Source organism: Marmoricola sp. OAE513, assembly GCF_040546585.1.
Taxonomy (GTDB): Bacteria; Actinomycetota; Actinomycetes; order Propionibacteriales; family Nocardioidaceae; genus Marmoricola.
Genome location: NZ_JBEPOC010000001.1, coordinates 3,479,997 through 3,504,434, shown reverse-complemented (window position 1 = coordinate 3,504,434; position 24,438 = coordinate 3,479,997). Strand labels below are relative to the sequence as shown.

Here is a 24,438-nt window from a genome sequence, read left to right as displayed (position 1 = left end):
AACCGATAGGACCTGTTGTGCGACTGCTCACGCGCAAGATCTCAGCTCGGCTCTCGGCCCGCCGGCGCAGCCGATTCGCGGCGCCCGCTGTGCTGATCCTCGGCCTGCTGGCCACCGGTGGCGCCTGGGCCGCCCTGGCGCCCGCCGGCGCCGAGGAGGCCGGCCCGGACACCGACGCGATCGCTGCCGGCCGCGCCCTGTTCGCGGTCAGCTGCTCCTCCTGCCACGGCCTGAACGGCGAGGGCATCGTGACCAAGAAGGGCAACCAGTACGGCCCGCCGCTCATCGGCGTCGGGGCCGCTGCGGTCGACTTCCAGGTCGAGAGCGGCCGGATGCCGATGGCCCAGCCCGGAGCCCAGGCCGTCCGCAAGCGCCCGGTCTTCACCAAGGAGGAGACCGCCCAGCTCGCGGCGTTCGTCGCCTCGCTGGGTGCCGGCCCGGCCATCCCGACCAAGGACGAGTACGACCCGGCCAAGGGTGACGTCGCCCGCGGTGGCCAGTTCTTCCGCACCAACTGCACGGCGTGCCACAACTTCGCCGGCAGCGGAGGCGCCCTGCCCAAGGGCAAGTTCGCGCCCAGCCTGATCGGCGTCTCCAGCAAGCACATCTTCGAGGCCATGCAGACCGGTCCGCAGCAGATGCCGGTCTTCTCCAACGGCGTCCTGTCCCCGCAGGACAAGCGCGACATCATCGCGTACCTGAAGAAGCAGGAGGACACGCCGAGCTACGGCGGCTTCACGCTCGGCTCGGTCGGGCCGGTCGCCGAGGGCATGTTCGCCTGGCTCGTCGGCATCGGCGGCCTGGTCGGCTTCGGCATCTGGATCACCGCTGGCTCCGCCCGCGTGAAGAAGACGAACAAGAAGGGGGCCAACGCGTGAGCGACGACCACACCGGCCACGGCGCACTCGAGCCCGCTGAGCCGATCGCGAACCCGGGCCTGCCCGAGCACCTCCCCCGGCCGACCGACGTCGACCCGGCTGCGGAGAAGCGTGCCGAGCGCCAGGTAGCGACGCTGTTCGGCCTCTCCGGCGTCTCGGCGATCCTGTTCTGCGTCTCGTACTTCGCCATCGGCAAGCGCGACGAGTTCGCCGGCATGGGCGCGCTCCAGCTCGCCCTCGGCACCACCCTGGGTCTCGCTCTGCTGTTCATCGGCATCGGCGCGATCCAGTGGTCGCGCAAGCTGATGAGCGACCACGAGATCGTCGAGTACCGGCACTCCGCGGCCTCGCCGCAGGAGGACCGCGACGAGGCGCTCGCCGCTCTGGACGCCGGCATCGCCGACTCCGGAATCGGTCGCCGTCCGCTGGTCCGCAACTCGCTCCTCGGCGCGATGGGCCTGCTCGGCCTGCCGGCCATCGTCGCCCTGCGCGACCTCGGCCCGCTGCCGGGCGACAAGCTCGAGCACACGGTCTGGAAGAAGGGCATGTTCGTCGTCCAGGACGTCGACGGCGCCAAGATCCGCCCCGAGGACATGCAGATCGGTCAGCTCGTCAACGCCGAACCCTCCGCGTTCTTCCCGACCGAGGAGGGCGAGGAGGCCGAGTACGAGGGCCACGAGCTGCAGGCCGAGAAGGCCAAGGCCGCGGTGATCCTGGTCCGGATGCACCCAGACGACATCAAGGACAAGGACCGCGCGGAGAACTGGGGCGTCGACGGCATCCTCTGCTTCTCCAAGATCTGCACCCACGTGGGGTGCCCGATCTCCCTGTGGGAGCAGCAGACGCACCACCTGCTCTGCCCCTGCCACCAGTCGACGTTCGACCTTGCCGACAACGGTAAGGTGGTCTTCGGACCCGCCGGCCGACACTTGCCACAACTTCCGATCACCGTTGACGCTGAGGGCTACCTGGTAGCCAAGCGAGACTTCGACGAGCCGGTCGGACCGAGCTACTGGGAACGTGGGTGATCGAGATGGCTACCACTGCAGCTACGACCAACGGCACCGAGCCGGCGAAGACGCCGAAGGCCAACCCGGCTGGCGCCGTCGCGAACTGGGCCGACGAGCGCCTCGGTATCGCGACGGCGACCAAGAAGCAGATCCGCAAGGTCTTCCCGGACCACTGGTCGTTCATGCTCGGCGAGATTGCGTTGTGGAGCTTCGTGATCCTGCTCCTCACCGGCGTCTTCCTGACCCTGTGGTTCAACCCGAGCATGGGCGAGGTCACCTACAACGGTTCCTACGACCAGCTCCGCGGCATCCACATGTCCGAGGCGTACGCCTCGACGCTGCACATCAGCTTCGACGTTCGCGCCGGACTGCTGATGCGGCAGATGCACCACTGGGCCGCGATGCTGTTCATCGCCGCGATGCTCGTCCACATGATGCGCGTCTTCCTCACCGGCGCGTTCCGGAAGCCGCGTGAGCTCAACTGGATCATCGGTGGGGTGCTGCTGCTCCTCGGCATCCTCGAGGGCTTCGCGGGTTACTCGCTCCCCGACGACCTGCTCTCCGGGACCGGCCTCCGCATCGCGGACGGCCTGGTGAAGGCGACCCCGGTACTCGGCTCCTACATGTCGTTCTTCATGTTCGGCGGCGAGTTCCCGGGCGACCAGATCATCCCGCGCCTCTACACCGCGCACATCCTGCTGATCCCCGGCCTGCTGCTGGCGATGATCGCGGCCCACATGCTGCTGCTCGTCTACCACAAGCACACCCAGTGGCCCGGGCCCGGCAAGACCGAGGACAACGTCGTCGGCTACCCGATGATGCCGGTGTACGCCGCCAAGGCCGGCGGGTTCTTCTTCATCGTCTTCGGCGTCGTCGCCCTGATGGGTGGCCTGATGACGATCAACCCGGTGTGGCGCTTCGGCCCGTACAACCCGGCAGAAGTGACGGCGGGCTCCCAGCCCGACTGGTACATGGGTATCGCCGAAGGCCTGCTGCGCATCATGCCCGGTTGGGAGACGCACATCTTCGGCGTCACCCTGAGCTGGAACATCTTCCTGCCCGGACAGATAGCGCCGATCGCCCTGCTGGCCATCGTGCTCGCCTACCCGTTCATCGAGCAGTGGATCACCGGCGACAAGCGGGAGCACCACCTGCTCCAGCGTCCGCGCAACGTCCCGACCCGGACCGCGTTCCTGGCGGCGATGATCACCCTCTACGGCCTGCTCTGGGCCGCCGGCGGCAACGACATCCTGGCCACGACGTTCCACCTGGACCTGAACACGATCACATACTTCATGCGTGGGGCGATCTTCGTGATCCCGCCGCTCGTGTTCATCCTGGCCAAGCGCTGGTGCATCTCGCTCCAGCGTCACGACGCCGAGATGGTGCTGCACGGCTACGAGAGCGGCATCATCATGCGGGACGCCGAGGGTGGCTACACCGAGAAGCACCTCCCGCTCAGCGAGGAGCGCGCCTACATGCTCACCTCGCACGAGCGTCCGCAGGTGTACGCCGGTCTCAGCGGCGCCGACGCGAACGGTGTCTCCGCCCCCAAGGCCCGCCTGGACCAGCTCCGGGCGAAGCTCTCGAAGGCCTGGTACGCCACCGACCTGCAGAAGCCGACCGCGGCGGAGCTCGAGGCGGCGCACCACCACGCCGAGCTCGAGCACGCTCATGACGCTCCCCTGGAGGGTCATGCGGCCGACGGTCACCAGTTCGACGGTCGTCACGACGTCGACGGCGAAGAGCTGACGCACAAGCACTGAGCACCACTCGTCACAGGGCCCGGAGGATCTCCTCCGGGCCCTGTGCCGTGTCGCTTCCGAGAATTGTCTGCGGACACCGCAACCTGAGCGCTTGCCCGCGCGTATCCCCCGTGACAATCAGGTGAGAACGGGAGGACCCATGGACGAGGCCGAGTTCGACGAGTTCTACAGCTCGTCGTTCACGCGCATCACCGGTCAGCTCTACGCGATGATCGGGGATCGCGACGAGGCGCAGGACTGCGTCCAGGAGGCGTTCGTGCGTGCCTGGTCCCACCGGCGCAAGCTCTCCCGCGCGGACCACCCGGAGGCGTGGGTGCGGACGACGGCGTACCGGCTGGCCGTGAGTCGGTGGCGGCGCAGGAAGCTGGCGGCGCGACCCCAGGACCGGGCCCTCGAGCCGGCGCCCCGAACGGCGGCGGTCGACGAGGCCCGGGTCGCGCTGATGACGGCGCTGACCCAGCTGCCGCAGAGCCAGCGCCAGGCCCTCGTGCTGCACCACCTCTGCGACCTGCCGGTCCAGGCCGTGGCGCGCGAGACGGGAGTGCCTGAAGGGACGGTCAAAGCACGCCTGTCCCGCGGTCGCGCCGCGCTTGCAGCACTGATCGCACCCAGCGACATCACTGACCAGGGAGCCCACCATGCCTGAGCCGCAGGACCCGATCACCCAGCTCGAGAACTTCGGGAACGGAGGCATCGTGACCACTCCCCTCGAGCCGGCCGCCGTACGCAGTCTGGGAGACCGGCGCCGCGCGCGGAGGACCGCCCTTCTCACGGCGCTTGCTGCCGCCGCCGTGTTCGCCGTTGTCGTTCCCACCGCCCTGGTCGCGTCCCGCGACAACGGTGGCAGTTCCGTCGACCCGGTGGGAACGCCCGGGCCGACCGCAACCAGCGGGACGCCCTCGGCACCCCCGGTTCCCGAGGTGATCACCTACCCGGGCACGGGTGTGGAGATCTCGGCGCCTGACCAGGTTCACCTGCTCACCGGCACCAGCACGACGTTCAAGGCGTTCATCGCCGAGGTGGCTCGACGGGCGAACCAGGACGGAGCAGCGTGCCCCGCGGCGTCCCACGGCGTCACCGTGCAGAAGTACTCGAGCGCCGGCTACGCCATCGGCGGGGTGAACAGCTGCGGCGGGTACGCCGCCCTGTGGGTCGACCGCGACGGCAGCTGGCAGGAGGGGATGGGTACCCAGGACGCCTGGAACTGCGACACCCTCTCCTACCTGAAGGTTCCGAAGTCCTTCGCCGGCGAGTGCTTCGACGAGGCGGGGGGATTCGGACCGACGACGGTCAACGATCTCCGCCTCGGCATGACCGCGGCGCAGGTCACCGCTGCCGGTGGGTCGCTCGGGCAGCCTGGCGAGGGCTGCCGCAGCGTGCAGCTTTCGTACCAGCCCGCTGTCCCGGCCAAGACGGACGGGTACTTCTCCCCCACGATCGGTCTCGCCGCCGTGTTCGCCCGTCCCGGCATGACCACGCCTGAGCGCATCGGCCTCGGGTCGAGCCTGGCCAAGCTCCGTGACGCGTACCCGACCGCCAGGACCGGGGGAAACGGCTACTGGGTGGTGACGCTCAGCGACGACACCGAGTACGAGTTCGGCATCGAGAAGGACGGGACCGTCGGAGAGATGCTCCTCACCCGGACCGACCAGGACTGTTTCGGGTGACACACGAAGCCTGATCTCACCTACTGGTCAGACCACTTGACCACTGACCAGTAGGCCGCGCAGACTCGGCCGTATGGCCCTCACTCCCATCACCAAGCGTCTCGTGCCCGACGACGTCTTCGACCAGCTGCTCGGGGAGGTCGTCGACGGCTCCCTGAGTGCCGGGGACACGCTCCCCAGCGAGCGCCGTCTGTCTGAGCTCCTGGGCGTCTCCCGTCCTGCTGTCCGCGAGGCGCTGCAGCGGATGTCGGCCACCCGTCTGGTCGAGGTCCGTCACGGGGGCGCGACCACCGTCCGGGACTTCCAGCGGTACGCGGGCCTCGACCTGCTCCCCCGGATGCTCGTCCGCGACGGCGAGCTGGACCCGACCGTGGCCCGCAGCATCATCGAGGCCCGGTTCGCGATCGCGCCGGGCGTGGCCCGGATGGCGGCCGAGCGCATCGGACGCGCCGACGAGCACACCCGCAGGGCCCTGGAAGAGGCGCTGGGGACCCTGGCAGCCGCCGGGGACCCGGTGGCCCGCCAGCACGCCGCCCTGGCCTTCTGGGACGCGATCGTCGACATCGCCGACTCCATCGTCTTCCGGATGATGTTCAACAACCTGCGGCTGGCCTACGAGCCGGCTCTGGAAGCCCTCGCTCCCCTGCTCGACGGCGAGGTCAGCAACCTCGACGGCTACCGGGAGATCCGCGACGCCGTGGTCGACGGGCTCGGGCTCGCTGCCCAGGGCGCCGCCACCGACCTGCTGCGACCCGCCACCGAGGCGATGGTCGACTTCCTCGACGCCCTGCAAGACGAACCCGACGAGGACGAACCCGCCGAGGACGGACCCGGCAAGGACGAAGGAGAAGCACGATGACGAAGGCATCCCCCGAGATCGAGGCGCTGGCCGCCGAGCGTCTGGCCGCCGAGGAGTCCCGGATCACCGGGTCGCGCCGTACGACGGTGAACCTCCGGACCACCGGGGCGGAGTTCTGGAAGCACCCGAGTCCGTGGATGATTGCCGCCGCTCTCGTCGGCGCGGTCGTCTGGCGCGCGCTCGAGGGTGACTTCCGGATCAGCGACCTGCTCGCCCCTGCGATCTACGTCGCGCTGTTCCCGGTCCAGGAGTGGCTGATCCACGTCTTCATCCTGCACTGGCGCCCGCGGAAGATCGCGGGCATCACGATCGACAGCGAGCTCGCCCGGGACCACCGTGCGCACCACGCCGACCCGCGCGACATCCCGTTGGTCTTCATCCCGTGGCGCTCGTTGATCGCGGTGATCGCGGGACTGGCAGCGATCGGCCTGCTCGCGTTCCCCCGACTGGGTCAGGGGCTCACCTTCATCGCCGTGGTGGCGGCAGCCGGCCTGGTCTACGAGTGGTCGCACTACCTGATCCACAGCGACTACAAGCCCCGCACGCGGATCTACAAGGCGATCTGGCGCAACCACCGGCTGCACCACTACAAGAACGAGCACTACTGGTTCACCGTGACCAGCACCGCCACGGCGGACAAGCTGTTCCGGACCTACCCGGACCCGGGCTCGATCAAGGCGTCACCGACCGCGAAGAACCTGCACGGCATCGACGCCTGAGCGCCGACCCGGCAGCGATGTGCACCTGAAAGCGCCGACCCGGCAGCGATGTGCGTACATCGCTGCCGGGTCAGCGGCGTTTTCAGCACATCCGTGCCGGGTCGGCGTCGCTCAGAGGGCGCTGCCCTGGGCGTACTCGTCGATGGGAAGGTTCCAGTCGCCGAAGCCGTTCTCGAGCGTCATCTGCTTGGTCGTGCCGGTGTACTCGATGACGTCGCCGATGATGCTCTGACCGTAGAACCAGCCCGCGTTCGCGGTGCTCATGCCGGTGCAGCCGTGGCTCACGTTCGCGCGCCCCTGCTGGCCGACCGACCACGGAGCGGCGTGGACGAACTCGCCCGAGTAGGTCAGCCGCATCGCGTACTCGACGTCGTCGAGGTCGTAGCCGTCGGCGCTGTTCGGGTCGATGCCGATCGTCTCGGAGTTCATCCGCTTGTGGCGGAACTTCTCGATGATCACCTTCGTGCCCGACCGGGTGGTGAACTTCGGCTGCTCACCGGTCGTGATGGGCAGCGTCCGGATCAGCTTGCCGTTCTTGAACACCTTCATCTGGTGGGTCTTCATGTTGACCTTGCTGACCAGCGAACGGCCGATGGTGAAGGAGTTCTTGCGGCTCTCCTGGCCGAAGACGCCGTTGCCCGCCGGGACGCTGTCGATGTCGGCATCGACGGTCACCTTGGTGCCCGGCTTCCAGTACTTCGCGGGACGCCAGTGCAGCTCCTTGTCGGAGATCCAGTGGAAAGCGCCGGTCTGGGCCGGGGTGCTGGTCACGGTGATGTGGCGCTGCAAGGCCGCGTGGTTGGTGACCGGGACGTCGAAACGGATGATCACCGGCAGTCCGACACCGACCGTCGAGCCGGCGGTCGGGAAGAAGCTGGGGTAGGTCTGCTTGTCCAGGGCGAGCGCCGCGGTACGGAAGCGGGCCTTGTAGACCTTCTGCTCACCGGACTCGTCGACCGCGATACCGCGGACCCGGTACAGCGCACCGGGCTGCAGCCGACTGGTGTTCTGCCAGCTCGCCCTGTCGGCCGAGAGCGCGCCCTCGACCTTGCCGGCCTTGCTCGAGATCGAGACCTCGCTGAAGGTGCCGGCCGTGACGTCGAGCCGGAGCATCCGGTTGACCTTCACGTTCTTGGAGCCGGGAGCGATCGACGACGTGATCTGAGCAGCCGACTGCGGCTCGGCGGACGCCGAGGTGCTGGCCTTGCCGCCGGGCTCGTCGTTGCCGACGGTCTTGGGGTCCTTGTCCCCCGAGCACGCCGACACCACGGCGAGCAGAAGGACGGTTGCCAGGGCGACCCCGGTACGACGCGAACGCATGTTTCTCCCGAACGATCAGGTTCAAATGGTGTCCCCAGCGTAACAAGGCACCCGAACAGCCGTTCCCACGCAGCACGTGGAAAACGTCACGGTCGGCCCGATATCGGACCGACCGTGACGAAACGGGTCAAACGGTGTGCGTGATCGCTCAACACTTGCTCAGTGCGCGTGATCGCTTCGCTCAGTGCGCGTGCTCTCCGCGGTAGTACTCGAAGATGAGGCCAGTGAGTGCGACCGAGCCCAGCACCGCACCGATCACGAACAGCCACCAGCCGACGACGACGCCGACCACGATCAGCGCCAGCGTCAGACCGCACCACAGCGGCCACCAGCTGTACGGCGGGAAGAAGCCGAGCTCGCCCGCCCCGTCCGCGATCTCGCCGTCGTTGCGGTCCTCGGGCCGCGGCTCCATCTTCTTCGCGTGGAAGCCGAGGTAGAAGCTGATCAGCAGCGTCAGGAGGGCGGTCATGACCAGGGCGGAGGTACCCGTCGGGTCCGAGGTCACCAGCCAGTACGCCGGCGCGAACAGCAGGAAGAAGAAGGTGCAGATCACGAAGATCCAAGTCTCAGACTTCATCAGGCGTCATCCCCTTCCAGCAGCTCCTTGCGGCCGTTCATGTCCGGTGCGTCCGCGATGCCGGCGGACTCCAGGTTGTCGTTGGCGTCGTACTCCAGCGCCGCGATCTCCGGGTGGTGGAGGTCGAAGGCCGGCGACTCCGAGCGGATCCGCGGGATGGTCACGAAGTTGTGACGCGGCGGCGGGCAGCTGGTCGCCCACTCGAGCGACCGTCCCCAGCCCCACGGGTCGTCGACGGTGATCTTCGGACCGCGGCGCGACTTGTAGACGTTCCAGAGGAACGGCAGCGTCGAGGACGCGAGCAGGAAGGCCCCGACCGTGGAGATCTGGTTCAGCGTCGTGAACCCGTCCTTATCGGCGTAGTCGGCGTACCGGCGCGGGAAGCCCTCGACGCCGAGCCAGTGCTGGACCAGGAAGGTGGTGTGGAAGCCCACGAACAGCAGCCAGAAGTGGATCTTGCCGAGGCGCTCGTCGAGCATCCGGCCGGTCATCTTCGGCCACCAGAAGTAGAAGCCGGCGAACATCGCGAACACCACGGTTCCGAAGACCACGTAGTGGAAGTGCGCGACCACGAAGTACGAGTCCGACACGTGGAAGTCCAGCGGCGGCGAGGCCAGGATGATGCCGGTCAGACCACCGAAGAGGAACGTGGTGAGGAAGCCGATCGACCAGAGCATGGGGGTGTCGAAGGACAGAGATCCCCCCCACATCGTGCCTATCCAGTTGAAGAACTTGACGCCTGTGGGCACCGCGATCAGGAAGGTCATGCCCGAGAAGAAGGGCAGGTCGACCGCGCCGGTGACGAACATGTGGTGCGCCCACACGGCCACCGAGAGGATGGCGATACCGAGCGTCGCGGCGACCAGGCCGATGTAGCCGAAGAGCGGCTTGCGGCTGAAGACCGGGAGGATCTCGGTCACGATGCCGAAGAACGGCAGCGCGATGATGTACACCTCGGGGTGCCCGAAGAACCAGAACAGGTGCTGCCAGAGGATCGGGCCGCCGTGGCTGGCGTCGAAGACGTGGGCGCCGAGCTTCCGGTCTGCCTCCAGCGAGAGCAGCGCGCCGGCGAAGATCGGGAACGCGATCAGGACCAGCAGGCTCGTGACCAGCGTGTTCCACACGAACAGCGGCAGGCGGAACATCGTCATGCCGGGCGCGCGCATGCAGATGATCGTGGTGATGAAGTTGACCGCACCGAGGATCGTTCCCAGACCGGCGAGCCAGAGGCCCATGATCCAGAGGTCGCCACCGATGCCGGGCGAACGCACCGCGTCGGACAGCGGGGCGTAGGCGAACCAGCCGAAGTCGGCCGCGCCGGACGGGGTCAGGAAGCCGGACGCAGCGATCAGACCGCCGAACAGGAACAGCCAGTAGCTGAACATGTTCAGGCGCGGGAACGCGACATCGGGCGAGCCGATCTGCAGGGGCATGATCACGTTCGCGAAGCCGAAGAACAGCGGCGTGGCGAAGAGCAGCAGCATGATCGTGCCGTGCATCGTGAACAGCTGGTTGTAGACCTCGTCGTTGACGAGCTGCTGGCCCGGGAACGCGAGCTCGGAACGGATCATCAGCGCCATGACGCCGCCGATCATGAACCAGGCGAACGAGGTGCCCAGGTAGAGCTTGCCGATCAGCTTGTGGTCGGTCGTCGTCATGATGCGGACGACCTGCTGACCCAGGGTGCGTGTGGGAGCGCCGACGTTGGTGGGCGCGTCAGATACCGCGGTCATTCGCCTTCTCCGTCATAGGGTTGTTCGCGTTCGAGGCCCTTGACCTCGCGTTCGTACGGGCCCGGGGCGTTCATGCCGGTGTTGCCGGCCGCCTGGAGCGACTCGAGGTGCTTGTCGAACTCCGCCTGGCTGACGACCTTGACGTTGAACAGCATCCGGGAGTGGTAGACGCCGCACAGCTCGGCGCACCGGCCCACGAACTCACCGCTCTCGGTCGGCGTCAGCGTGAAGTGGTTCTCCTTGGCGCGGCCCGGGACGACGTCCATCTTGAAGAGGAAGTTCGTCGGCCAGAAGGAGTGGATGACGTCCGGCGAGTACAGGTCGAAGGAGACGCTCTTGTCCTTGACCAGGTACAGCGTCGGGATCTTGGCCGGGGTGCCTGCGTCCCAGACCGTCTCCTTCACCGTGGTGCCGCCCTTGGCGTAGTTGAAGGTCCAGGACCACTGCTGGCCCACGACGGTGATGTTCAGGTCGGCCTGTGCGTTCGCCTCCTGCAGGTCCTTCGGGGCGTGCAGCACGTCGTCCTGGGCGCGAACGGTGAAGAAGAAGAAGACGATGACCATCATCACGGGGGCGACCGTGTAGAAGATCTCGATCGGCAGGTTGTAGCGGGTCTGCACCGGGATCTCGGACTCGCTGCGACGGCGGTACTTGACCGCGACGTAGAACATCAGGCCCCAGACCAGGATGCCGGTCAGGATCGCGGCGAGCCACGCTCCCTGCCACAGGTCGTAGATGTGGTGAGCTTCCTTGCTGGCCGGGTTCGGCATGGCAAGGTTCTTGAGCTCTTCCTTGTCCTTGGCCGAGCAGCCGCTCAGGAAAAGCAAGGCGGAACCGGTAGTCACACCGACTGCCAGGTGTCGCACGCGCTTGGGGAGTTCCAGACCCACGAACGAGCCCTCTCTCTTGGCCGATCAACTTCTTCAGACGGACATGCGAACCCTACTACTGAGGTACCCCGGTCGGCGTGCCAGGTCGGGGTGTTGGACGGTGTGCGTCCCGCCACGTGCTCCCCTCCCACGTCCGGAGGCTAGTTTTCCCCTGTGACCACCTACTTCGACACCGCTTCCAGCGAGCCGCTGCACCCGGCCGCGCGGGCTGTCCTGGAGCAGGCGGTCGCTTCTGGGTACGCCGACCCGCGCCGCCTGCACGGCCCCGCCCGGAATGCCCGGATCATCCTGGACAACGCCCGCGAGGCCACTGCGGAGGCGCTCGGCGTACGGGCCGACGAGGTGACGTTCACGCCCAGCGGCACCCACGCCGTGCACCTGGGAGTGCTGGGGCTGCTCGGCGGTGCCGCACGGTCCGGCAACCGCCTGGTCGCGACCGCGGTCGAGCATGCGAGCGTGATGCACGCCGGCCGCTGGCACGCCGAGCACGGCGGCGTCTTCGAGACCGCGCCGGTCGACGCCAGCGGACGGGTCCTCCTCGATGAGGTCCCCGAGGCGACCGTGCTCGCCGTCCAGACCGCCAACCACGAGGTCGGCACTCTCCAGCCGGTGGCCGAGCTCGCCGAGCGGGCGCCCGTGTTCACGGACGCGTGCGCGTCCGGCGGCCGGATCGCGCTGCCGGAGGGATGGTCAGCTGCGGCGCTGTCGGCTCACAAGTGGGGCGGTCCTGCCGGCGTCGGACTGCTGCTGGTGCGCAAGGGCGCGCGCTGGCGCAACCCGTTCCCCGGCGACGACCGTGTCGAGGAACGCGCCACCGGGATGGAGAACGTGCCCGCGGCGCTGGCCGCAGCCGCAGCCCTGCAGGCCGTGGTGGCCGAGCGCGACGAGGTCAACGCCCGGCACGCGCGGTTGATCGACCAGCTCCGGGCGGGTGTCGCGGCGATCCCGGACACCGAGGTGGTCGGCGACCCGGTGGCCCGACTCCCCCACCTGGTCACCTTCTCGTTCCTGTACGTCGACGGCGAGGCGATCGTCACCGAGCTCGACCGACGCGGCTTCTCGGTCGCCAGCGGCTCGGCCTGCGCGGCCAGCACCCTGGAGCCCAGCCACGTGCTCACCGCGATGGGGGCGCTCACCCACGGCAACGTCCGCGTCTCGCTGAGCCGGGAGACCAGCGAGGCCGACGTGACCCGGCTGCTCACCGAGCTGCCCGACGTCGTGGCCCGCATCCGGCACGAGGCCGGGCTGTGAGCGCGGCCCTCGAGCTGGACTGCCGCGGAATGCTCTGCCCGCGCCCGATCATCGAGCTCGCCCGCAACATCGGACAGGTCGAGGTCGGCGAGGTCATCAGCGTGGCCGCCGACGACGTGGCCGCGCGCACCGACGTCCCGGCGTGGTGCCGGATGCGCGAGCAGGAGTACGTCGGGGCCGAGGACGCCGAAGACGGCGTACCGGTGTTCCTGGTACGCCGTCTTCGCTAGGTGACGGAATTTCGGGGGAACACGTGATTCCGCGCCGAACAGGGGAAGTTTCGCCAGGTCGGTGCAGTTTCACCGGTTCCCCCGAAACTCTGTCGAGGATCAGCTCAGGTGCTTGCCCACCTCGGCCGCGGCCTCGTCGCCGTACGACGCACCGAGGCGCGCGACGAACTCCTCGCGGGTGAACGAGTACTCCTGGGTGCCGACGGTCTCCACGACGTACGCCGCGATGGTGCAGCCGACCTGGGCGGCGCGCTCGTGCGAGAGGCCCCACTCGGTCGCGGCCAGGAAGCCGGCGCGGAAGGCGTCGCCGACACCGGTCGGCTCGACGGCGTTGACGTTGTTCAGCGCCGGCACCACGATCGGCTCCTGACCCTGGGCGATGATCTTCACGCCGTCCTTGCCGAGGGTGATCACCTGCGTACCGACCAGGCCGAGGATCTCCTCCGCCGACCAGCCGGTCTTCTGCTCGATCATGTGCGACTCGTACTCGTTGCTGAACAGGAACGTCGCGCCCTCGATCAGCTTGCGGATCAGGTCGCCCTCGCCGAACGCCAGCTGCTGGCTCGGGTCGGCGATGAAGGAGTAGCCGCGCTGGCGGCACTCCTCGGTGTGGCGGAGCATGCCGTCCGGGTCGTCCGCGCCGATCAGCACGTAGTCGGGGGCACCGACGCGCTCGACGATCGGGGCGAGCTCGATCTCGCGGGCCTCGCTCATCGCTCCGGGGTAGAACGAGGCGAACTGCGCCATCGTGGTGTCGGTGGTGCAGACGAAGCGGGCGGTGTGCTTGGTCTCAGAGATGTGCACCGACTCGCAGTCGACGCCGTGGCGCTCGAGCCAGGAGCGGTAGTCGGTGAAGTCCTCGCCGGCGGCACCGACCAGCACCGCGGAGAGACCGAGCTGACCGAGGCCGAAGCAGATGTTCGGGGCGACTCCCCCGCGGCGGATCTCGAGGTCGTTGACCAGGAAGCTGACCGAGAGCTTGTCGAGCTGCTCGACGACGAGCGAGTCCTCGAACTTCCCGTCGAACTTCATCAGGTGGTCGGTGGCGATGGAACCGGCGATCAGGAGCGGCATGAGTCCTCAGTCTGGGGAGAATTGTTGCGTTCGTGTGAGCGCTTCGTGAACTCTGGAGCCTACCGGCCGGTAGACGTAGGAGTACCCGGAAGTAGCCAATAACGTCGAGGACATGAGCTACGAACGCCTTGCCTACGACGACCAGGACACGACCGTGAAGATGCACACGGACTGCACTGCGTGCGCGTCCGAGATGGGTATCCCCGACCAGCGCGCCTCGCTCGACATCCTCGGCGACGCGCCTTCCATGGAGTACGTCGACTACCGCGAGATGCCGAAGCCGGTCATCAACGTCGACGAGGCCACCGCGCACCTGGCTGCGCGCCTGCACCTGCACCTCGACTGACAGCAGAAAGGCGCCCGTCCCCCTTGGGGGACGGGCGCCTTTCGCGTTTCAGATCAGTTGAAGCTGTCGCCGCACGCGCACGAACCCGTGGCGTTCGGGTTGTCGATCGTGAAGCCCTGCTTCTCGATGGTGTCGACGAAGTCGATCGTGGCGCCGTTCAGGTACGGCACGCTCATCCGGTCGACGACGACGCTGACGCCGTTGAAGTCCGTGACGACGTCGCCGTCGAGGGTGCGCTCGTCGAAGAACAGCTGGTAGCGCAGGCCGGAGCAGCCACCGGGCTGGACGGCGATGCGCAGGGCCAGGTCGTCGCGGCCCTCCTGCTCGAGGAGGCTCTTCACCTTGGACGCGGCGGTGTCCGTGACGTTGATGCTGTCGGTGCGGATCTCGACCTGCTCGGTCATCGTGCTCTCCCGGGTGTGTTCGTGGGGGTCCGTTGCGGACCATTCAACAGTTCCAATGGTCTCACACCGGTGGATATTCCCCGGCGCTAACGGCCCCAGGTCCGGGCAACGCGCTCGGCCAGGTCGGCCAGCGACTCGGCCGGCGCGGCAAAGGCGCGCTCCTCCCCCACCCGGTCGACGATCGAGTACGCCGCCTCGATCCCCAGGGCGCGCATCTCCCGGGATCCCACCAGCACCTGACCGGCCAGCGCGATGCACGGCACCAGCGCTGCGGTCGCGGACTGCGCGACGCCGTACGGGACCTTGCCGGAGCGGGAGGAGAAGTCGAAGGCTCCTTCGCCGGTGATGACGAGGTCGGCGCCGACGAGCGCGCCGGCGAGGTCCACTGCCCCGGCGACGACGTCGACGCCGGGCACGCGCTCGGCGCCGAGCAGGAGCAGGGCGAAGCCGATGCCTCCTGCTGCACCTGCGCCCTTGACGGTCGCGACCTTGCGATCGGTCAGCTCGGCGAACGTCTGCAGGTGCCGGTCGACGAGGAGCAGCTCGTCCTCGGTCAAGCCCTTCTGCGGGCCGTAGGTCTTGGTGGCGCCGATGAGTCCGAGCAGCTGGGTGTCGACGTCGGAGGCCAGCACCAGCTCGACGTCCTCGACCGCAGCATGCGCCGGGCCAAGGTCGACGGCCGTCAGGCCGTCTAGGCCGTAGGGGCCGGCATCGAGGGGTGCTCCCGCACCGGTGGCTCCCAGCCCGGCGAGCAAGCCCGCTCCCCCGTCGTTGGTCGCCGTGCCCCCGGCACCGATGAGGACGCGGGTTGCTCCGGCGTCCACGGCAGCCGCGATGAGCTCGCCGACGCCGCGACTCGAGCCGACGGTGGGGCGGCGCTGCTCAGCGGGGGTCAGGTGCAGGCCGACGGCCTGGGCGGTCTCGACGTACGCCGTGGTGCCGACCAGCAGCACCGTGGCCGGGACAGGTTCGCCGTACGGGTCGGGAACGGTAACGGCGATCAGCTCACCGCCGAGCGCCGCGTGCAGGACGTCGACGAAGCCCGGACCGCCGTCGGAGAGCGGCACCTCGACGAGCTCGGCGTCCGGAACCCGGCGGGACCAGCCGGTGGCGATCGCGCGGGCCGCCTCGACGGCGCTCAGGGTGCCGGCGAACTTGTCCGGCGCGATCACGACGCGCATGCGGCCATCCTGCCGTAGGGCCGTCCGAGCAGACGGGTCAGGCCACGAAGATGCAGAACGGGTGACCGGCGGGGTCCCTCAGCACGTACAGCGGCTCCTCGTCGTGGTCGCTGCGGTCCAGCACCATCTCGGCGCCGAGATCCCGTGCTCGATCGCGCTGGTGCTCCAGCTCCGTCACGTCGGGCACGGTCAGGTCGAGGTGCATCTGCATCGGTACGTCGTGGTCCGGCCAGGTGGTGCGCTCCAGGTGCTCGACCTGCTGGAAGGCCAGCGCGCGACCACCGTTGCCGCCCAGCAGGACGAGCCAGTCGGGGTCCGGGCCGCTTTCGTCCGGCGCGTCACCAGGCCGGTACTGCAGACCCAGCAGTTGCCGGTAGAACTCCGCCGTACCGCGGACGTCGGTCGTGTCCAGGACGGTGTGCAGCAGCGTCGGGTACGTCATGGGTCACTTCTACCCCCGCGTGCGGAATGCAGCCGCCCGCGCCGTGGTTCCCCCCGTGATCCAGTCGTACCCCCGTGGGAGGATGTCCCCATGACCACGATCGACCTGCCGCTGCTTCCGCTGGGACGGGGCAAGGACTTGTCCTCAGAACGGGGTGTCGAGTGCCCGGGCGACCTGCCCGCTGCGTCCGATCCGGACCTGGTCGCGCGCGCCGAGGCGGCCAAGGCCAAGCTCGGCAACCGGGTGTTCGTCCTCGGTCACCACTACCAGCGCGACGAGGTCGTGCAGTTCGCCGACGTGATGGGTGACTCCTTCAAGCTCGCCAAGGACGCGGCAGCGCGACCGGAAGCCGAGTTCATCGTCTTCTGCGGCGTGCACTTCATGGCCGAGTCGGCCGACATCCTCACCAGCGACGACCAGAAGGTGATCCTCCCCGACCTAGCGGCCGGCTGCTCGATGGCGGACATGGCCCGCCTCGGTCAGGTCCAGGACGCCTGGGACGCGCTGACCGACGCAGGGGTCGCCGACGTCGTCGTGCCGATCACGTACATGAACTCCTCGGCCGACATCAAGGCGTTCTGCGGCAACCACGACGGCGCCGTCTGCACCTCCTCGAACGCCGACGTCGCACTGGAGTGGGCGTTCGCCCAGAAGGGTCCGGACACCAAGGTCCTGTTCTTCCCCGACCAGCACCTCGGCCGCAACACCGCCGTCCTCAAGCTCGGGTACTCCCTCGACGACTGCATCGTGTGGAACCCGCTGCTCCCCAACGGCGGCAACACCGTGGAGGAGCTGCGTGCCGCGAAGGTGATCCTCTGGAAGGGGCACTGCTCGGTGCACGGGCGGTTCTCGGCCGAGGTCGTCGACGAGCTCCGCGCGACCATCCCGGACGTCCAGGTCCTGGTGCACCCCGAGTGCGCGCACGACGTCGTGCTGAAGGCGGACAAGGTCGGGTCGACCGAGTTCATCATCAACACGATCGAGGCCGCGCCGGCCGGTTCGAGCTGGGCGATCGGTACCGAGCTCAACCTGGTCAAGCGGCTGGCCAACGCGCATCCCGACAAGAACATCGTCTTCCTCGACAAGACCGTCTGCTACTGCTCGACGATGAACCGGATCGACCTGCCGCACCTGGTCTGGGCGCTCGAGTCACTGGTCGAGGGCACCGTGGTCAACCAGATCCAGGTCGACGGGGAGACCGAGAAGTGGGCGAAGGTCGCCCTGCAGCGGATGCTCGACCTCCCGGGTCGCACCAGCAAGGACTAGGCGAGCTGGCCCGCAGCAGGTAGCTCGAACCAGAACGACGAGCCGCCGGTCGGTGACGGGTCGACCCCGATCGCTCCGCGTCGGGTCCGGACGATCCGGGCGCAGGTCGCGAGCCCGATCCCGTAACCGGCTACGTCGGTGTCGCCGCGGACGTTGAGGCCGAAGACAGCCTCGCGCTGCTCCTCCGGCACGCCCGGACCGTTGTCGGCGACGGTCACCCGGACCGTGCCGTCGTGGCTCTCGCCGTGGATCTGGATGTGCGGCACCGCGGTCGGTGCGGAGAACTTCACGGCGTTGGCGACCAGGTTCTGCATCACCGCTCGCAGCTCGGCGCTCTGACCCAGGACGGCGGGCAGCGGTTCGACCTCGATCTTGGCGTCGGTCAGGCTCCAGTCCAGGTCGGCGAGGACCTCGCTGACCACCTCGTTCAGGTCGACCGGGACGGTCGGGCTCGAGGACCCGGCGACCGCGAAGTCGAGGAGCTCGGTGATCGTGCTCTGCATCCGGCGTCCACCGGAGCGCGCGTGCCCGAGCAGCATTTGCGCGTCCTCGGAGAGGTCGACCTCGTCCTCGAGCAGCTCGAGCGCGACCTCGACCGCGGTCAGCGGCGCCTGCAGGTCGTGGCTGATCTGGCCGGCGAAGGCCTCCAGCGACTCGTTCGAGGAGTGCAACGCGCGGTGCGACCCGGCGAGTCGGTTGAGCGCCGTCGCAAGCTCACGCTCGGTGCGGCGCATCTCCAGGATCTCGACGATCGTCGCCGACAGCGACTGCAGCGCGGCGAGCTGGTCGATCGTGACCTCACGCGGTTCGTAGTCGAAGACGCACAGGTTGCCCAGGACGACTCCCGTCGGCCCGACCATCCGCGCGGCGGCGTACGAGCGGATCGAGGCCCGCTCACCGGTCACGTACGGGCTGGAGGCGAACGGCTCCTGCTTCGTCGCGTCCACCACCGTGTAGGTGTCGACCCCGTAGCTGATCACCGGGCTGCAGAACGAGAACTCACGCGGTACCCGCAGGTGGTCGCGGTTGGTGGTCGCGACGTGCACGACGTCGTCCAGCGAGACGGCGTTGACCTCGGCCACCGCCATGCCGCAGATCTCCGCGGCGAGGTCGGCGATCCGCTCCAACGCCGGGATCTGCTCGGCGTCGAGCACCGCGTAGGCACGCAGCTCTGCTTCGCGCTCGAGATCGACATAAGACTCCCTCACGATGACAAGTGTGACAAAACGGACATCGTTTCGTCTCCGAAATGCCGGGGACCGGGCCCTTCGGTCCTCGCGGCCGGGCCCAACGGGCGACAGGTAGTCTTCACTCGATCTGTTCCTCCCCTGTTCGAGAAGGCATCCACGTTGTTCGGTCGTTCCGATAGCTCCTCAGTCCCCGAGTCCCAGCCCGTCGAGAGCGCGGCAGCGGACAAGAAGGGGCGCCCGACGCCGACCCGCAAGGAGGCCGAGGCGGCCGCCAAGGCGCGCGCCCAGGCGGCCGGCGACAAGAAGGCAGCCGCGAAGCTGCTCCGCGAGACCCGTGGGGACTCGAACAAGCGGATCCGCGAAGGCATGAAGAACGGCGAGGAGAAGTACCTCCCCGCGCGGGACAAGGGTCCCGTCAAGCGTGCGGTCCGCGACTGGGTCGACTCCCGCCTGATGTTCACCGAGTTCATCCTGCCGATCCTGCTGGTGATCCTGGTCGCCGGCTCCGTGGGGAACAAGGACGTCCAGAACGCCGCAGGCATCCTGCAGACCGTCACGATGGTGCTGCTGGTCGTCGACGTCGTGACGATCCGCTTCCGCCTGAAGAAGGCACTGACCGAGCAGTTCCCGGGCGAGAGCCTCAAGGGCACGACGTTCTACGGGTTCACCCGCGTGCTGCAGCTGCGGTTCATGCGTCTGCCGAAGCCGCAGGTCCGCATCGGCGGCAAGCCGATCTGAGGCTTCCTCCGACTACGCCTCGAGGGACATGGGGCCGTACACCTCGCGGTCGCCCTCGAACAGGGTGACCGAGGCGACGCCCTCGTCGGCCAGGTCGGCCCAGAACTCTCCCACCCACGACTCTGCGTCGCTGCGGGTCGGGAACTCCTGACGGCCGTCGGCCGGTTCGAGCACCGCCCCGTCGGCGTCCAGGTGCTGCCACCACCAGGGCACCTGCGCCGAGGCAGCAGGGAACGCGGTCGGTTCGGGAGAGTTCGTCATCTCACGCCTCCCGTACGCCGGCGGTGACGAACGGCGGTTTGGTCACCACGAAGATCTCCGAGCGTCCCCGGACGTCGACGGACACCTCGGCGCCCTCAGCGACCTGGGAGTTGATCAGCGCCAGCGCGATGCCCTTCTTCAGCGTCGGCGAGAACGTTCCCGAGGTGATCTCCCCGATCGGCATGTCGCCGGTGAGCCGGACACTCATGTGGGGCCGCGGGATGCCACGACCCGAGGCGACCAGACCACGCAGGGTGACCTTCGGGCCCGCCTCCCGCTCGGCCTCCAAGGCGGCCTTGCCCCAGAACGCGTCCTTCTTCCAGCCGATCGCCCAACCGATCCGCGCCTGGACAGGCGTGATCGACATCGAGATGTCCTGGCCGTGCAGCGGGTAGCCCATCTCCGTGCGCAGGGTGTCGCGGGCGCCGAGACCGCACGGCGCGAGGTCGTACGCCGCCCCCGCCTCGAACAGCGCGTCCCACAACGCACCCGCGATCTCGTTGGGGGCGATCAGCTCGTAGCCGCGCTCCCCCGTGTAGCCGGTACGGCAGACGACGACGTCGGTACCGTCGAAAGGGGCTTCGGCGAACGCCATGTAGTCGTGACCGGTGGGGAGGTCCAGCGCCTGGAGCACCTCGTCGGACTTCGTCCCCTGGACGGCGAGCACGGCATGCGTCTCGTGGTGGTCGGTGATCGTCAGGCCGGCGGGCGCCTTGGCCTCGAGGCGCCGTACGACCTCGGCGGTGTTGGCCGCGTTCGGCACCAGCAGCAGGTGGTCGTCGTCCTTGAGGTAGACGATCAGGTCGTCGACGACGCCGCCGGTCTCCTCGTCGCAGCACAACGTGTACTGCGCCTTGCCCTTCTCGATCCGACCGAGGTCGTTGGTGAAGCAGGAGTTGATGAACTCCAGCGCACCCTCGCCGCGCACGACGACCTTGCCGAGGTGGCTGACGTCGAAGACCCCGACGGCCTCGCGCACAGCGGTGTGCTCGGGGACGACACCGGCGTACTGCAGCGGCATCTCCCAGCCACCGAACTCGGAGAACTTCGCACCGAGGGCGACGTGACGGTCGTGCAGGACGGACTGCTTGAGGGCCATGAGGGAGAAGTTACCGCAGCAGCTCGACCACTCCGTCACGAGCAAGCTTGGCCACTCGGTCACGAGCAAGCTCGCACACTCGGTAACCTCGACCCGTGACGACCTACACGCTGCGCAAGGCCGCGGCCGACCGAGTCCGCACCGACCTCGTCGTCATCGGGGTCGGGACCGACAAGAAGGGCGCTGCGGTGCCTCTCGGTGGTGCCGAGGCGGTCGCCGCGGCGTACGGGCGGGGCTTCGCACCGCTCCTCGCGGCAGCCGGGTTCACCGGTGCGCCGGGTGAGACCGCACGGGTCCCGGCGGGTGACCAGGTGAACGCCGGCCAGCTGCTCGTCGTCGGGCTCGGGGACCGTGACGCGCTGACTCCCGAGAAGGTACGCCGCGCTGCCGGCGTCGCTTCCCGGTCGCTCGGCAACGTGGCCTCGGTCGCGCTCGCGCTGCCCGCCGACGACGCCGACCACGTCCGGGCGGTCGCCGAAGGTTTCCTCTCCGGCCTGTACCGGTTCGAGGCGTTCAAGTCGAAGCCGCGCAAGGTCTCCCTGGCCGACGTGGTCGTGCTCAGCTACGGGGCCCGACGGTCCGACGTCGTCGCGGCGCTCGATCACGCGGTGCTGCTCGGGGACCTCACCGCCAAGGCGCGCGACTGGGTGAACACTCCCCCGAACGCCCTGGTCCCCACCAAGTTCGCCGCCGAGATCCAGAAGCTGACCAAGGGCACCCAGGTCGGCTACGAGCTCGTCACCGCGGCTCAGCTGAAGAAGCTCGGCTGCGGCGGCATCCTCGGCGTCGGCCTCGGCTCGGCCAATCCCCCGTGCCTGGTCAAGCTCACCTGGGCGCCGGCCGAACCACGCGGCTCGGTTGCGCTCGTCGGCAAGGGCATCACCTTCGACTCCGGCGGCCTGACCATCAAGCCCGGCGGATCGATGTCGGCGATGAAGTCCGACATGGCCGGAGCCGCTGCGGTCGTCGCGGCGATCCACGCGGTCGCCGCGCTCGAGCTCCCGGTGGCGGTGACGGCGTACGTGCCGATCGCGGAGAACATGGTGAGCGGCACCTCGATGCGACCGGGCGACGTCCTCTCGATGTACTCGGGCAAGACCGTCGAGGTCACCAACACCGACGCCGAGGGCCGGCTGATCCTCGCCGACGCCCTCACCATGGCGGCGCGTGAGGCGCCCGAGGTGATCTTCGAGATCTCGACGCTGACCGGTCCGTGCGTGGTCGCGCTCGGCGACCGGATCGCCGGCCTGTTCGGTGACGACGAGACGGTGGCCGAGGTCGAACGAGCCGCCGGGGTCACCGGCGAGCTGTTCTGGCACCTGCCCATCCCGCCGGAGCAGCGCACCAGCGTGCGCACCGAGAGCAAGGTCGCGGACCTGCTGCAGCACAACTGGGTGCGCTGGGGTTCGGCCCTGTACGCCGCGGCGTTCCTCGAGCAGTTCGTCGAGGACGTGCCGTGGGCGCACTTCGACATCGCCGGCCCGAGCTACAACACCGGCGGCCCCTGGGGCCACGTGCCCAGCGGCGGAACCGGCTTCGGGATCAGCACGCTGGTCGAGCTGGTCGCGGCGCGCGCGAACCGCTGAGTGCGCGCGGCCGTCCCGCCGACCTCAGTCGGTCGGCGGCGGCTGCGAGAACGGGTTCGGGGCCTTCGCGGACTTCTGACGGCTGTTGTAGTCACGCATCCGCTGCGGAATGCCGACGACCGCAGCGTCGTACGACGGCACGCTGAGCTTGTTGCAGAACGTGTGCGCCCAGTGCACCGACTCCACCCGACGCCGGGTCCACTCGCCGTCGTGCGCGACGAGCAGCAGCGTGACCTCGCTGACCGTCGTCCGGGGCTCGACGAATCCCTCGACGCCACGGCGGGCGATCACCCACTCGCGCAGGTGGGCTGCATCGGTCGAGTCGGCGGCGCGCACGGTGGACCCCGTAGGTCCCCCACGGGAGAGGCCGTTGCTACGGCGGAATCGATCGAACAGACCCATGCGCGCAAGTGTGCGGCATGCCTGGTCGCCGCCGCCAACCGGTCCGGTCCGCCCCGCGTGTCGCCCTGCTGTGGACTTGGGGAACAGAAGTGCAAGGATGGCCTGAGTCAACGTGCACGCGCCGACGAGGAGGACGAGGGACCGTGGCGGACGCCAACCACTTCGATGTGGTGATCCTGGGAGCAGGGTCCGGCGGTTACGCGTGTGCGCTCCGTGCCGCGCAGCTCGGTCTCACGGTGGCTCTGGTCGAGAAGGGCAACCTCGGCGGCACCTGCCTGCACGTGGGCTGCATCCCGACCAAGGCGCTCCTGCATGCGGCGGAGGTGGCCGACGCCACCCGTGACGCCGGGCAGTTCGGCGTGCAGGCCAGCCTCGAGGGCATCGACATGGCCGGCGTGAACACGTACAAGGACGGCGTCGTCCAGCGGTTGTTCAAGGGCCTCACCGGGTTGATCAAGGGCCGCGGCATCACCGTGGTCGAGGGCGCCGGGCGCCTGGTCGGCCGTGACGCGATCCTCGTGGACACGGCCGACGGTCCGCAGACCCTCACCGGGAAGAACGTCGTGCTGGCGAGCGGGTCCTACTCCCGCACGCTGCCCGGTCTGGAGATCGACGGCGAGCGGGTGCTCACCTCCGAGCACGCGCTGCGCCTCGACAAGGTCCCCGCTTCGGTGATCGTGCTCGGCGGCGGCGTCATCGGGTGCGAGTTCGCCAGCGTCTGGCGTTCGTTCGGTGCCGAGGTCACGATCGTCGAAGGACTGCCGCGCCTGATGGCCGCCGAGGACGCCGACTCGTCGGCGCAGCTCGAGCGCGCGTTCCGCAAGCGCAAGATCAAGGCGCTGACCGGAACGATGTTCGAGTCCTACGAGAAGACCGAGACCGGCGTGCGGGTCACCGCAGGAGGTCAGGTCCTCGAGGCGGAGCTGCTCCTGGTGGCCGTCGGCCGGGGAGCGTCGACCGACGGGCTCGGGTACGACGAGCAGGGCATCGCCATGGATCGCGGGTTCGTGCTCGCCGACGAGCGCTGCCGCACCAACGTCCCCGGAGTCTTCGCGGTCGGGGACATCGTCCCCGGCCTGCAGCTCGCCCACCGCGGCTTCGCCCAAGGCATCTTCGTCGCCGAGGAGATCGCCGGGCTCGCACCGACACCGATCGACGAGACCGGCATCCCCCGGGTGACCTACTGCGACCCCGAGCTCGCCTCCGTCGGCCTGACCGAGGCCCAGGCCGTCGAGCAGCACGGCGCCGACGCGGTCGAGAGCCTCGTCTACGACCTCGGCGGCAACGGCAAGAGCCAGATCCTCAAGACCCAGGGCAGCGTCAAGCTCGTACGCCGCAAGGACGGGCCCGTGGTCGGCGTCCACCTCGTCGGCGCCCGCGTCGGGGAGCTCATCGGCGAAGCCCAGCTGATCTACAACTGGGAGGCGTTCCCCGCGGACGTGGCCCCGTTGGTGCACGCCCACCCGACCCAGAATGAAGCTCTCGGCGAGGCCCACCTGGCTCTCGCCGGCAAACCTCTGCACGCACACTCCTGAAACGAAGGAAGCAC

The 24,438-nt window shown here is 68.7% G+C and carries 26 protein-coding genes; 14 read left to right on the top strand and 12 right to left on the bottom strand.

What is annotated here, in order from left to right; translation table 11 throughout:
- The first annotated feature begins 17 nt into the window (after positions 1-17).
- The 7 genes from qcrC to ABIE44_RS17470 all read left to right on the top strand — a co-directional run bounded on the left by qcrC (position 18) and on the right by ABIE44_RS17470 (position 6,899).
- Positions 18-878, top strand: a complete 861-nt coding sequence (gene qcrC, locus ABIE44_RS17500) for a cytochrome bc1 complex diheme cytochrome c subunit (RefSeq protein WP_354438252.1) — start codon at positions 18-20, stop codon at positions 876-878.
- Complete coding sequence (qcrA, locus tag ABIE44_RS17495; RefSeq protein ID WP_209714563.1) at positions 875-1,906, top strand: cytochrome bc1 complex Rieske iron-sulfur subunit; 1,032 nt, start codon at positions 875-877, stop codon at positions 1,904-1,906. The genes qcrC and qcrA overlap by 4 nt, the downstream gene beginning before the upstream one ends.
- Positions 1,906-3,654: a cytochrome bc1 complex cytochrome b subunit gene (gene qcrB / locus ABIE44_RS17490; RefSeq protein WP_502912763.1), complete on the top strand. Its 1,749-nt coding sequence runs from the start codon at positions 1,906-1,908 to the stop codon at positions 3,652-3,654. Before qcrA ends, qcrB begins: the two co-directional genes overlap by 1 nt.
- A gap of 139 nt (positions 3,655-3,793) precedes the next feature.
- On the top strand, positions 3,794-4,300 hold the full coding sequence (locus tag ABIE44_RS17485) for a SigE family RNA polymerase sigma factor (protein ID WP_209714567.1): 507 nt from the start codon (positions 3,794-3,796) through the stop codon (positions 4,298-4,300).
- Positions 4,293-5,321, top strand: coding sequence for a hypothetical protein (locus ABIE44_RS17480; RefSeq protein WP_209714570.1), 1,029 nt, complete (start codon positions 4,293-4,295; stop codon positions 5,319-5,321). Before ABIE44_RS17485 ends, ABIE44_RS17480 begins: the two co-directional genes overlap by 8 nt.
- A gap of 73 nt (positions 5,322-5,394) precedes the next feature.
- Positions 5,395-6,180: a FadR/GntR family transcriptional regulator gene (locus ABIE44_RS17475; protein WP_209714571.1), complete on the top strand. Its 786-nt coding sequence runs from the start codon at positions 5,395-5,397 to the stop codon at positions 6,178-6,180.
- Positions 6,177-6,899 carry a sterol desaturase family protein gene (locus ABIE44_RS17470; RefSeq protein WP_209714573.1) on the top strand — a complete coding sequence of 241 codons (723 nt, stop codon included), beginning with the start codon at positions 6,177-6,179 and terminating at the stop codon, positions 6,897-6,899. Before ABIE44_RS17475 ends, ABIE44_RS17470 begins: the two co-directional genes overlap by 4 nt.
- 111 nt (positions 6,900-7,010) lie before the next feature.
- Here the strand turns inward: ABIE44_RS17470 and ABIE44_RS17465 are convergent, their stop codons facing one another.
- From ABIE44_RS17465 to ctaC, 4 genes are all read right to left on the bottom strand, one after another.
- Complete coding sequence (locus tag ABIE44_RS17465; RefSeq protein WP_209714575.1) at positions 7,011-8,219, bottom strand: L,D-transpeptidase; 1,209 nt, start codon at positions 8,217-8,219, stop codon at positions 7,011-7,013.
- Positions 8,220-8,400: 181 nt separating this feature from the next.
- On the bottom strand, positions 8,401-8,796 hold the full coding sequence (locus tag ABIE44_RS17460; RefSeq protein WP_209714577.1) for a cytochrome c oxidase subunit 4: 396 nt from the start codon (positions 8,794-8,796) through the stop codon (positions 8,401-8,403).
- On the bottom strand, positions 8,796-10,529 hold the full coding sequence (gene ctaD / locus ABIE44_RS17455) for an aa3-type cytochrome oxidase subunit I (RefSeq protein WP_209714579.1): 1,734 nt from the start codon (positions 10,527-10,529) through the stop codon (positions 8,796-8,798). The genes ABIE44_RS17460 and ctaD overlap by 1 nt, the downstream gene beginning before the upstream one ends.
- The gene (gene ctaC, locus ABIE44_RS17450) at positions 10,526-11,419 is read right to left on the bottom strand and encodes an aa3-type cytochrome oxidase subunit II (RefSeq protein WP_502912745.1); all 894 of its coding nucleotides are present in this window, start codon (positions 11,417-11,419) and stop codon (positions 10,526-10,528) included. The genes ctaD and ctaC overlap by 4 nt, the downstream gene beginning before the upstream one ends.
- Positions 11,420-11,572: 153 nt before the next feature.
- Between ctaC and ABIE44_RS17445 the strand changes: the two genes are divergently transcribed.
- Together ABIE44_RS17445 and ABIE44_RS17440 are read left to right on the top strand one after the other, a co-directional pair.
- The gene (locus ABIE44_RS17445) at positions 11,573-12,670 is read left to right on the top strand and encodes a cysteine desulfurase family protein (protein ID WP_209714582.1); all 1,098 of its coding nucleotides are present in this window, start codon (positions 11,573-11,575) and stop codon (positions 12,668-12,670) included.
- Positions 12,667-12,900 (top strand): sulfurtransferase TusA family protein, encoded by a 234-nt coding sequence (locus tag ABIE44_RS17440; RefSeq protein ID WP_209714584.1) that lies wholly within the window; start codon positions 12,667-12,669, stop codon positions 12,898-12,900. Before ABIE44_RS17445 ends, ABIE44_RS17440 begins: the two co-directional genes overlap by 4 nt.
- Positions 12,901-12,999: 99 nt before the next feature.
- Here the strand turns inward: ABIE44_RS17440 and ABIE44_RS17435 are convergent, their stop codons facing one another.
- On the bottom strand, positions 13,000-13,974 hold the full coding sequence (locus ABIE44_RS17435; RefSeq protein WP_209714587.1) for a carbohydrate kinase family protein: 975 nt from the start codon (positions 13,972-13,974) through the stop codon (positions 13,000-13,002).
- Positions 13,975-14,086: 112 nt separating this feature from the next.
- On the opposite strand from ABIE44_RS17435, the gene ABIE44_RS17430 reads away from it, so the two are divergent.
- On the top strand, positions 14,087-14,320 hold the full coding sequence (locus tag ABIE44_RS17430; RefSeq protein ID WP_209714589.1) for a hypothetical protein: 234 nt from the start codon (positions 14,087-14,089) through the stop codon (positions 14,318-14,320).
- A 53-nt stretch (positions 14,321-14,373) separates the two neighbouring features.
- On the opposite strand, the gene erpA is transcribed toward ABIE44_RS17430, so the two are convergent.
- The 3 genes from erpA to ABIE44_RS17415 form a co-directional block, all read right to left on the bottom strand.
- Positions 14,374-14,724, bottom strand: coding sequence for an iron-sulfur cluster insertion protein ErpA (gene erpA / locus ABIE44_RS17425; RefSeq protein ID WP_209714591.1), 351 nt, complete (start codon positions 14,722-14,724; stop codon positions 14,374-14,376).
- 86 nt (positions 14,725-14,810) lie between these two features.
- Complete coding sequence (locus ABIE44_RS17420) at positions 14,811-15,905, bottom strand: glycerate kinase family protein (protein WP_209714593.1); 1,095 nt, start codon at positions 15,903-15,905, stop codon at positions 14,811-14,813.
- 37 nt (positions 15,906-15,942) lie between these two features.
- Entirely contained in the window at positions 15,943-16,347 is a 405-nt protein-coding gene (locus ABIE44_RS17415) for a VOC family protein (protein WP_209714594.1), read from the bottom strand.
- Between the two features lie 90 nt (positions 16,348-16,437).
- Here ABIE44_RS17415 and nadA point away from each other — a divergent pair, with 90 nt between their 5' ends.
- Positions 16,438-17,613, top strand: coding sequence for a quinolinate synthase NadA (gene nadA / locus ABIE44_RS17410; protein ID WP_209714596.1), 1,176 nt, complete (start codon positions 16,438-16,440; stop codon positions 17,611-17,613).
- Here nadA and ABIE44_RS17405 read toward each other — a convergent pair.
- Positions 17,610-18,821 (bottom strand): sensor histidine kinase, encoded by a 1,212-nt coding sequence (locus ABIE44_RS17405; RefSeq protein ID WP_209714598.1) that lies wholly within the window; start codon positions 18,819-18,821, stop codon positions 17,610-17,612. The genes nadA and ABIE44_RS17405 overlap by 4 nt on opposite strands.
- Positions 18,822-18,962: 141 nt before the next feature.
- Here ABIE44_RS17405 and ABIE44_RS17400 point away from each other — a divergent pair, with 141 nt between their 5' ends.
- The gene (locus tag ABIE44_RS17400) at positions 18,963-19,541 is read left to right on the top strand and encodes a DUF3043 domain-containing protein (protein WP_209714600.1); all 579 of its coding nucleotides are present in this window, start codon (positions 18,963-18,965) and stop codon (positions 19,539-19,541) included.
- A gap of 12 nt (positions 19,542-19,553) precedes the next feature.
- Here ABIE44_RS17400 and ABIE44_RS17395 read toward each other — a convergent pair whose 3' ends face one another.
- Both ABIE44_RS17395 and gcvT read right to left on the bottom strand, forming a co-directional pair.
- Positions 19,554-19,802 (bottom strand): hypothetical protein, encoded by a 249-nt coding sequence (locus ABIE44_RS17395; protein ID WP_354438247.1) that lies wholly within the window; start codon positions 19,800-19,802, stop codon positions 19,554-19,556.
- A gap of 1 nt (position 19,803) precedes the next feature.
- Entirely contained in the window at positions 19,804-20,901 is a 1,098-nt protein-coding gene (gene gcvT, locus ABIE44_RS17390; protein WP_209714602.1) for a glycine cleavage system aminomethyltransferase GcvT, read from the bottom strand.
- 95 nt (positions 20,902-20,996) lie between these two features.
- Between gcvT and ABIE44_RS17385 the strand changes: the two genes are divergently transcribed.
- Positions 20,997-22,487 carry a leucyl aminopeptidase gene (locus ABIE44_RS17385; RefSeq protein ID WP_354438245.1) on the top strand — a complete coding sequence of 497 codons (1,491 nt, stop codon included), beginning with the start codon at positions 20,997-20,999 and terminating at the stop codon, positions 22,485-22,487.
- Positions 22,488-22,511: 24 nt separating this feature from the next.
- Here the strand turns inward: ABIE44_RS17385 and ABIE44_RS17380 are convergent, their stop codons facing one another.
- Entirely contained in the window at positions 22,512-22,823 is a 312-nt protein-coding gene (locus tag ABIE44_RS17380; RefSeq protein ID WP_209714604.1) for a hypothetical protein, read from the bottom strand.
- 209 nt (positions 22,824-23,032) lie between these two features.
- Between ABIE44_RS17380 and lpdA the strand changes: the two genes are divergently transcribed.
- Complete coding sequence (gene lpdA / locus ABIE44_RS17375; protein ID WP_354438243.1) at positions 23,033-24,424, top strand: dihydrolipoyl dehydrogenase; 1,392 nt, start codon at positions 23,033-23,035, stop codon at positions 24,422-24,424.
- Positions 24,425-24,438: the final 14 nt, after the last annotated feature.

Bases quoted from the DNA above. Each gene is read 5' to 3' on its own strand.
- ABIE44_RS17485 (WP_209714567.1), top strand. From the start codon at position 3,794: ATGGACGAGGCCGAGTTCGACGAGTTCTACAGCTCGTCGTTCACGCGC.
- ABIE44_RS17480 (WP_209714570.1), top strand. From the start codon at position 4,293: ATGCCTGAGCCGCAGGACCCGATCACCCAGCTCGAGAACTTCGGGAAC.
- ABIE44_RS17475 (WP_209714571.1), top strand. From the start codon at position 5,395: ATGGCCCTCACTCCCATCACCAAGCGTCTCGTGCCCGACGACGTCTTC.
- ABIE44_RS17470 (WP_209714573.1), top strand. From the start codon at position 6,177: ATGACGAAGGCATCCCCCGAGATCGAGGCGCTGGCCGCCGAGCGTCTG.
- ABIE44_RS17465 (WP_209714575.1), bottom strand. From the start codon at position 8,219: ATGCGTTCGCGTCGTACCGGGGTCGCCCTGGCAACCGTCCTTCTGCTC.
- ABIE44_RS17460 (WP_209714577.1), bottom strand. From the start codon at position 8,796: ATGAAGTCTGAGACTTGGATCTTCGTGATCTGCACCTTCTTCTTCCTG.
- ctaD (WP_209714579.1), bottom strand. From the start codon at position 10,529: ATGACCGCGGTATCTGACGCGCCCACCAACGTCGGCGCTCCCACACGC.
- ABIE44_RS17435 (WP_209714587.1), bottom strand. From the start codon at position 13,974: ATGCCGCTCCTGATCGCCGGTTCCATCGCCACCGACCACCTGATGAAG.
- ABIE44_RS17430 (WP_209714589.1), top strand. From the start codon at position 14,087: ATGAGCTACGAACGCCTTGCCTACGACGACCAGGACACGACCGTGAAG.
- erpA (WP_209714591.1), bottom strand. From the start codon at position 14,724: ATGACCGAGCAGGTCGAGATCCGCACCGACAGCATCAACGTCACGGAC.
- ABIE44_RS17420 (WP_209714593.1), bottom strand. From the start codon at position 15,905: ATGCGCGTCGTGATCGCGCCGGACAAGTTCGCCGGCACCCTGAGCGCC.
- ABIE44_RS17415 (WP_209714594.1), bottom strand. From the start codon at position 16,347: ATGACGTACCCGACGCTGCTGCACACCGTCCTGGACACGACCGACGTC.
- nadA (WP_209714596.1), top strand. From the start codon at position 16,438: ATGACCACGATCGACCTGCCGCTGCTTCCGCTGGGACGGGGCAAGGAC.
- ABIE44_RS17395 (WP_354438247.1), bottom strand. From the start codon at position 19,802: ATGACGAACTCTCCCGAACCGACCGCGTTCCCTGCTGCCTCGGCGCAG.
- gcvT (WP_209714602.1), bottom strand. From the start codon at position 20,901: ATGGCCCTCAAGCAGTCCGTCCTGCACGACCGTCACGTCGCCCTCGGT.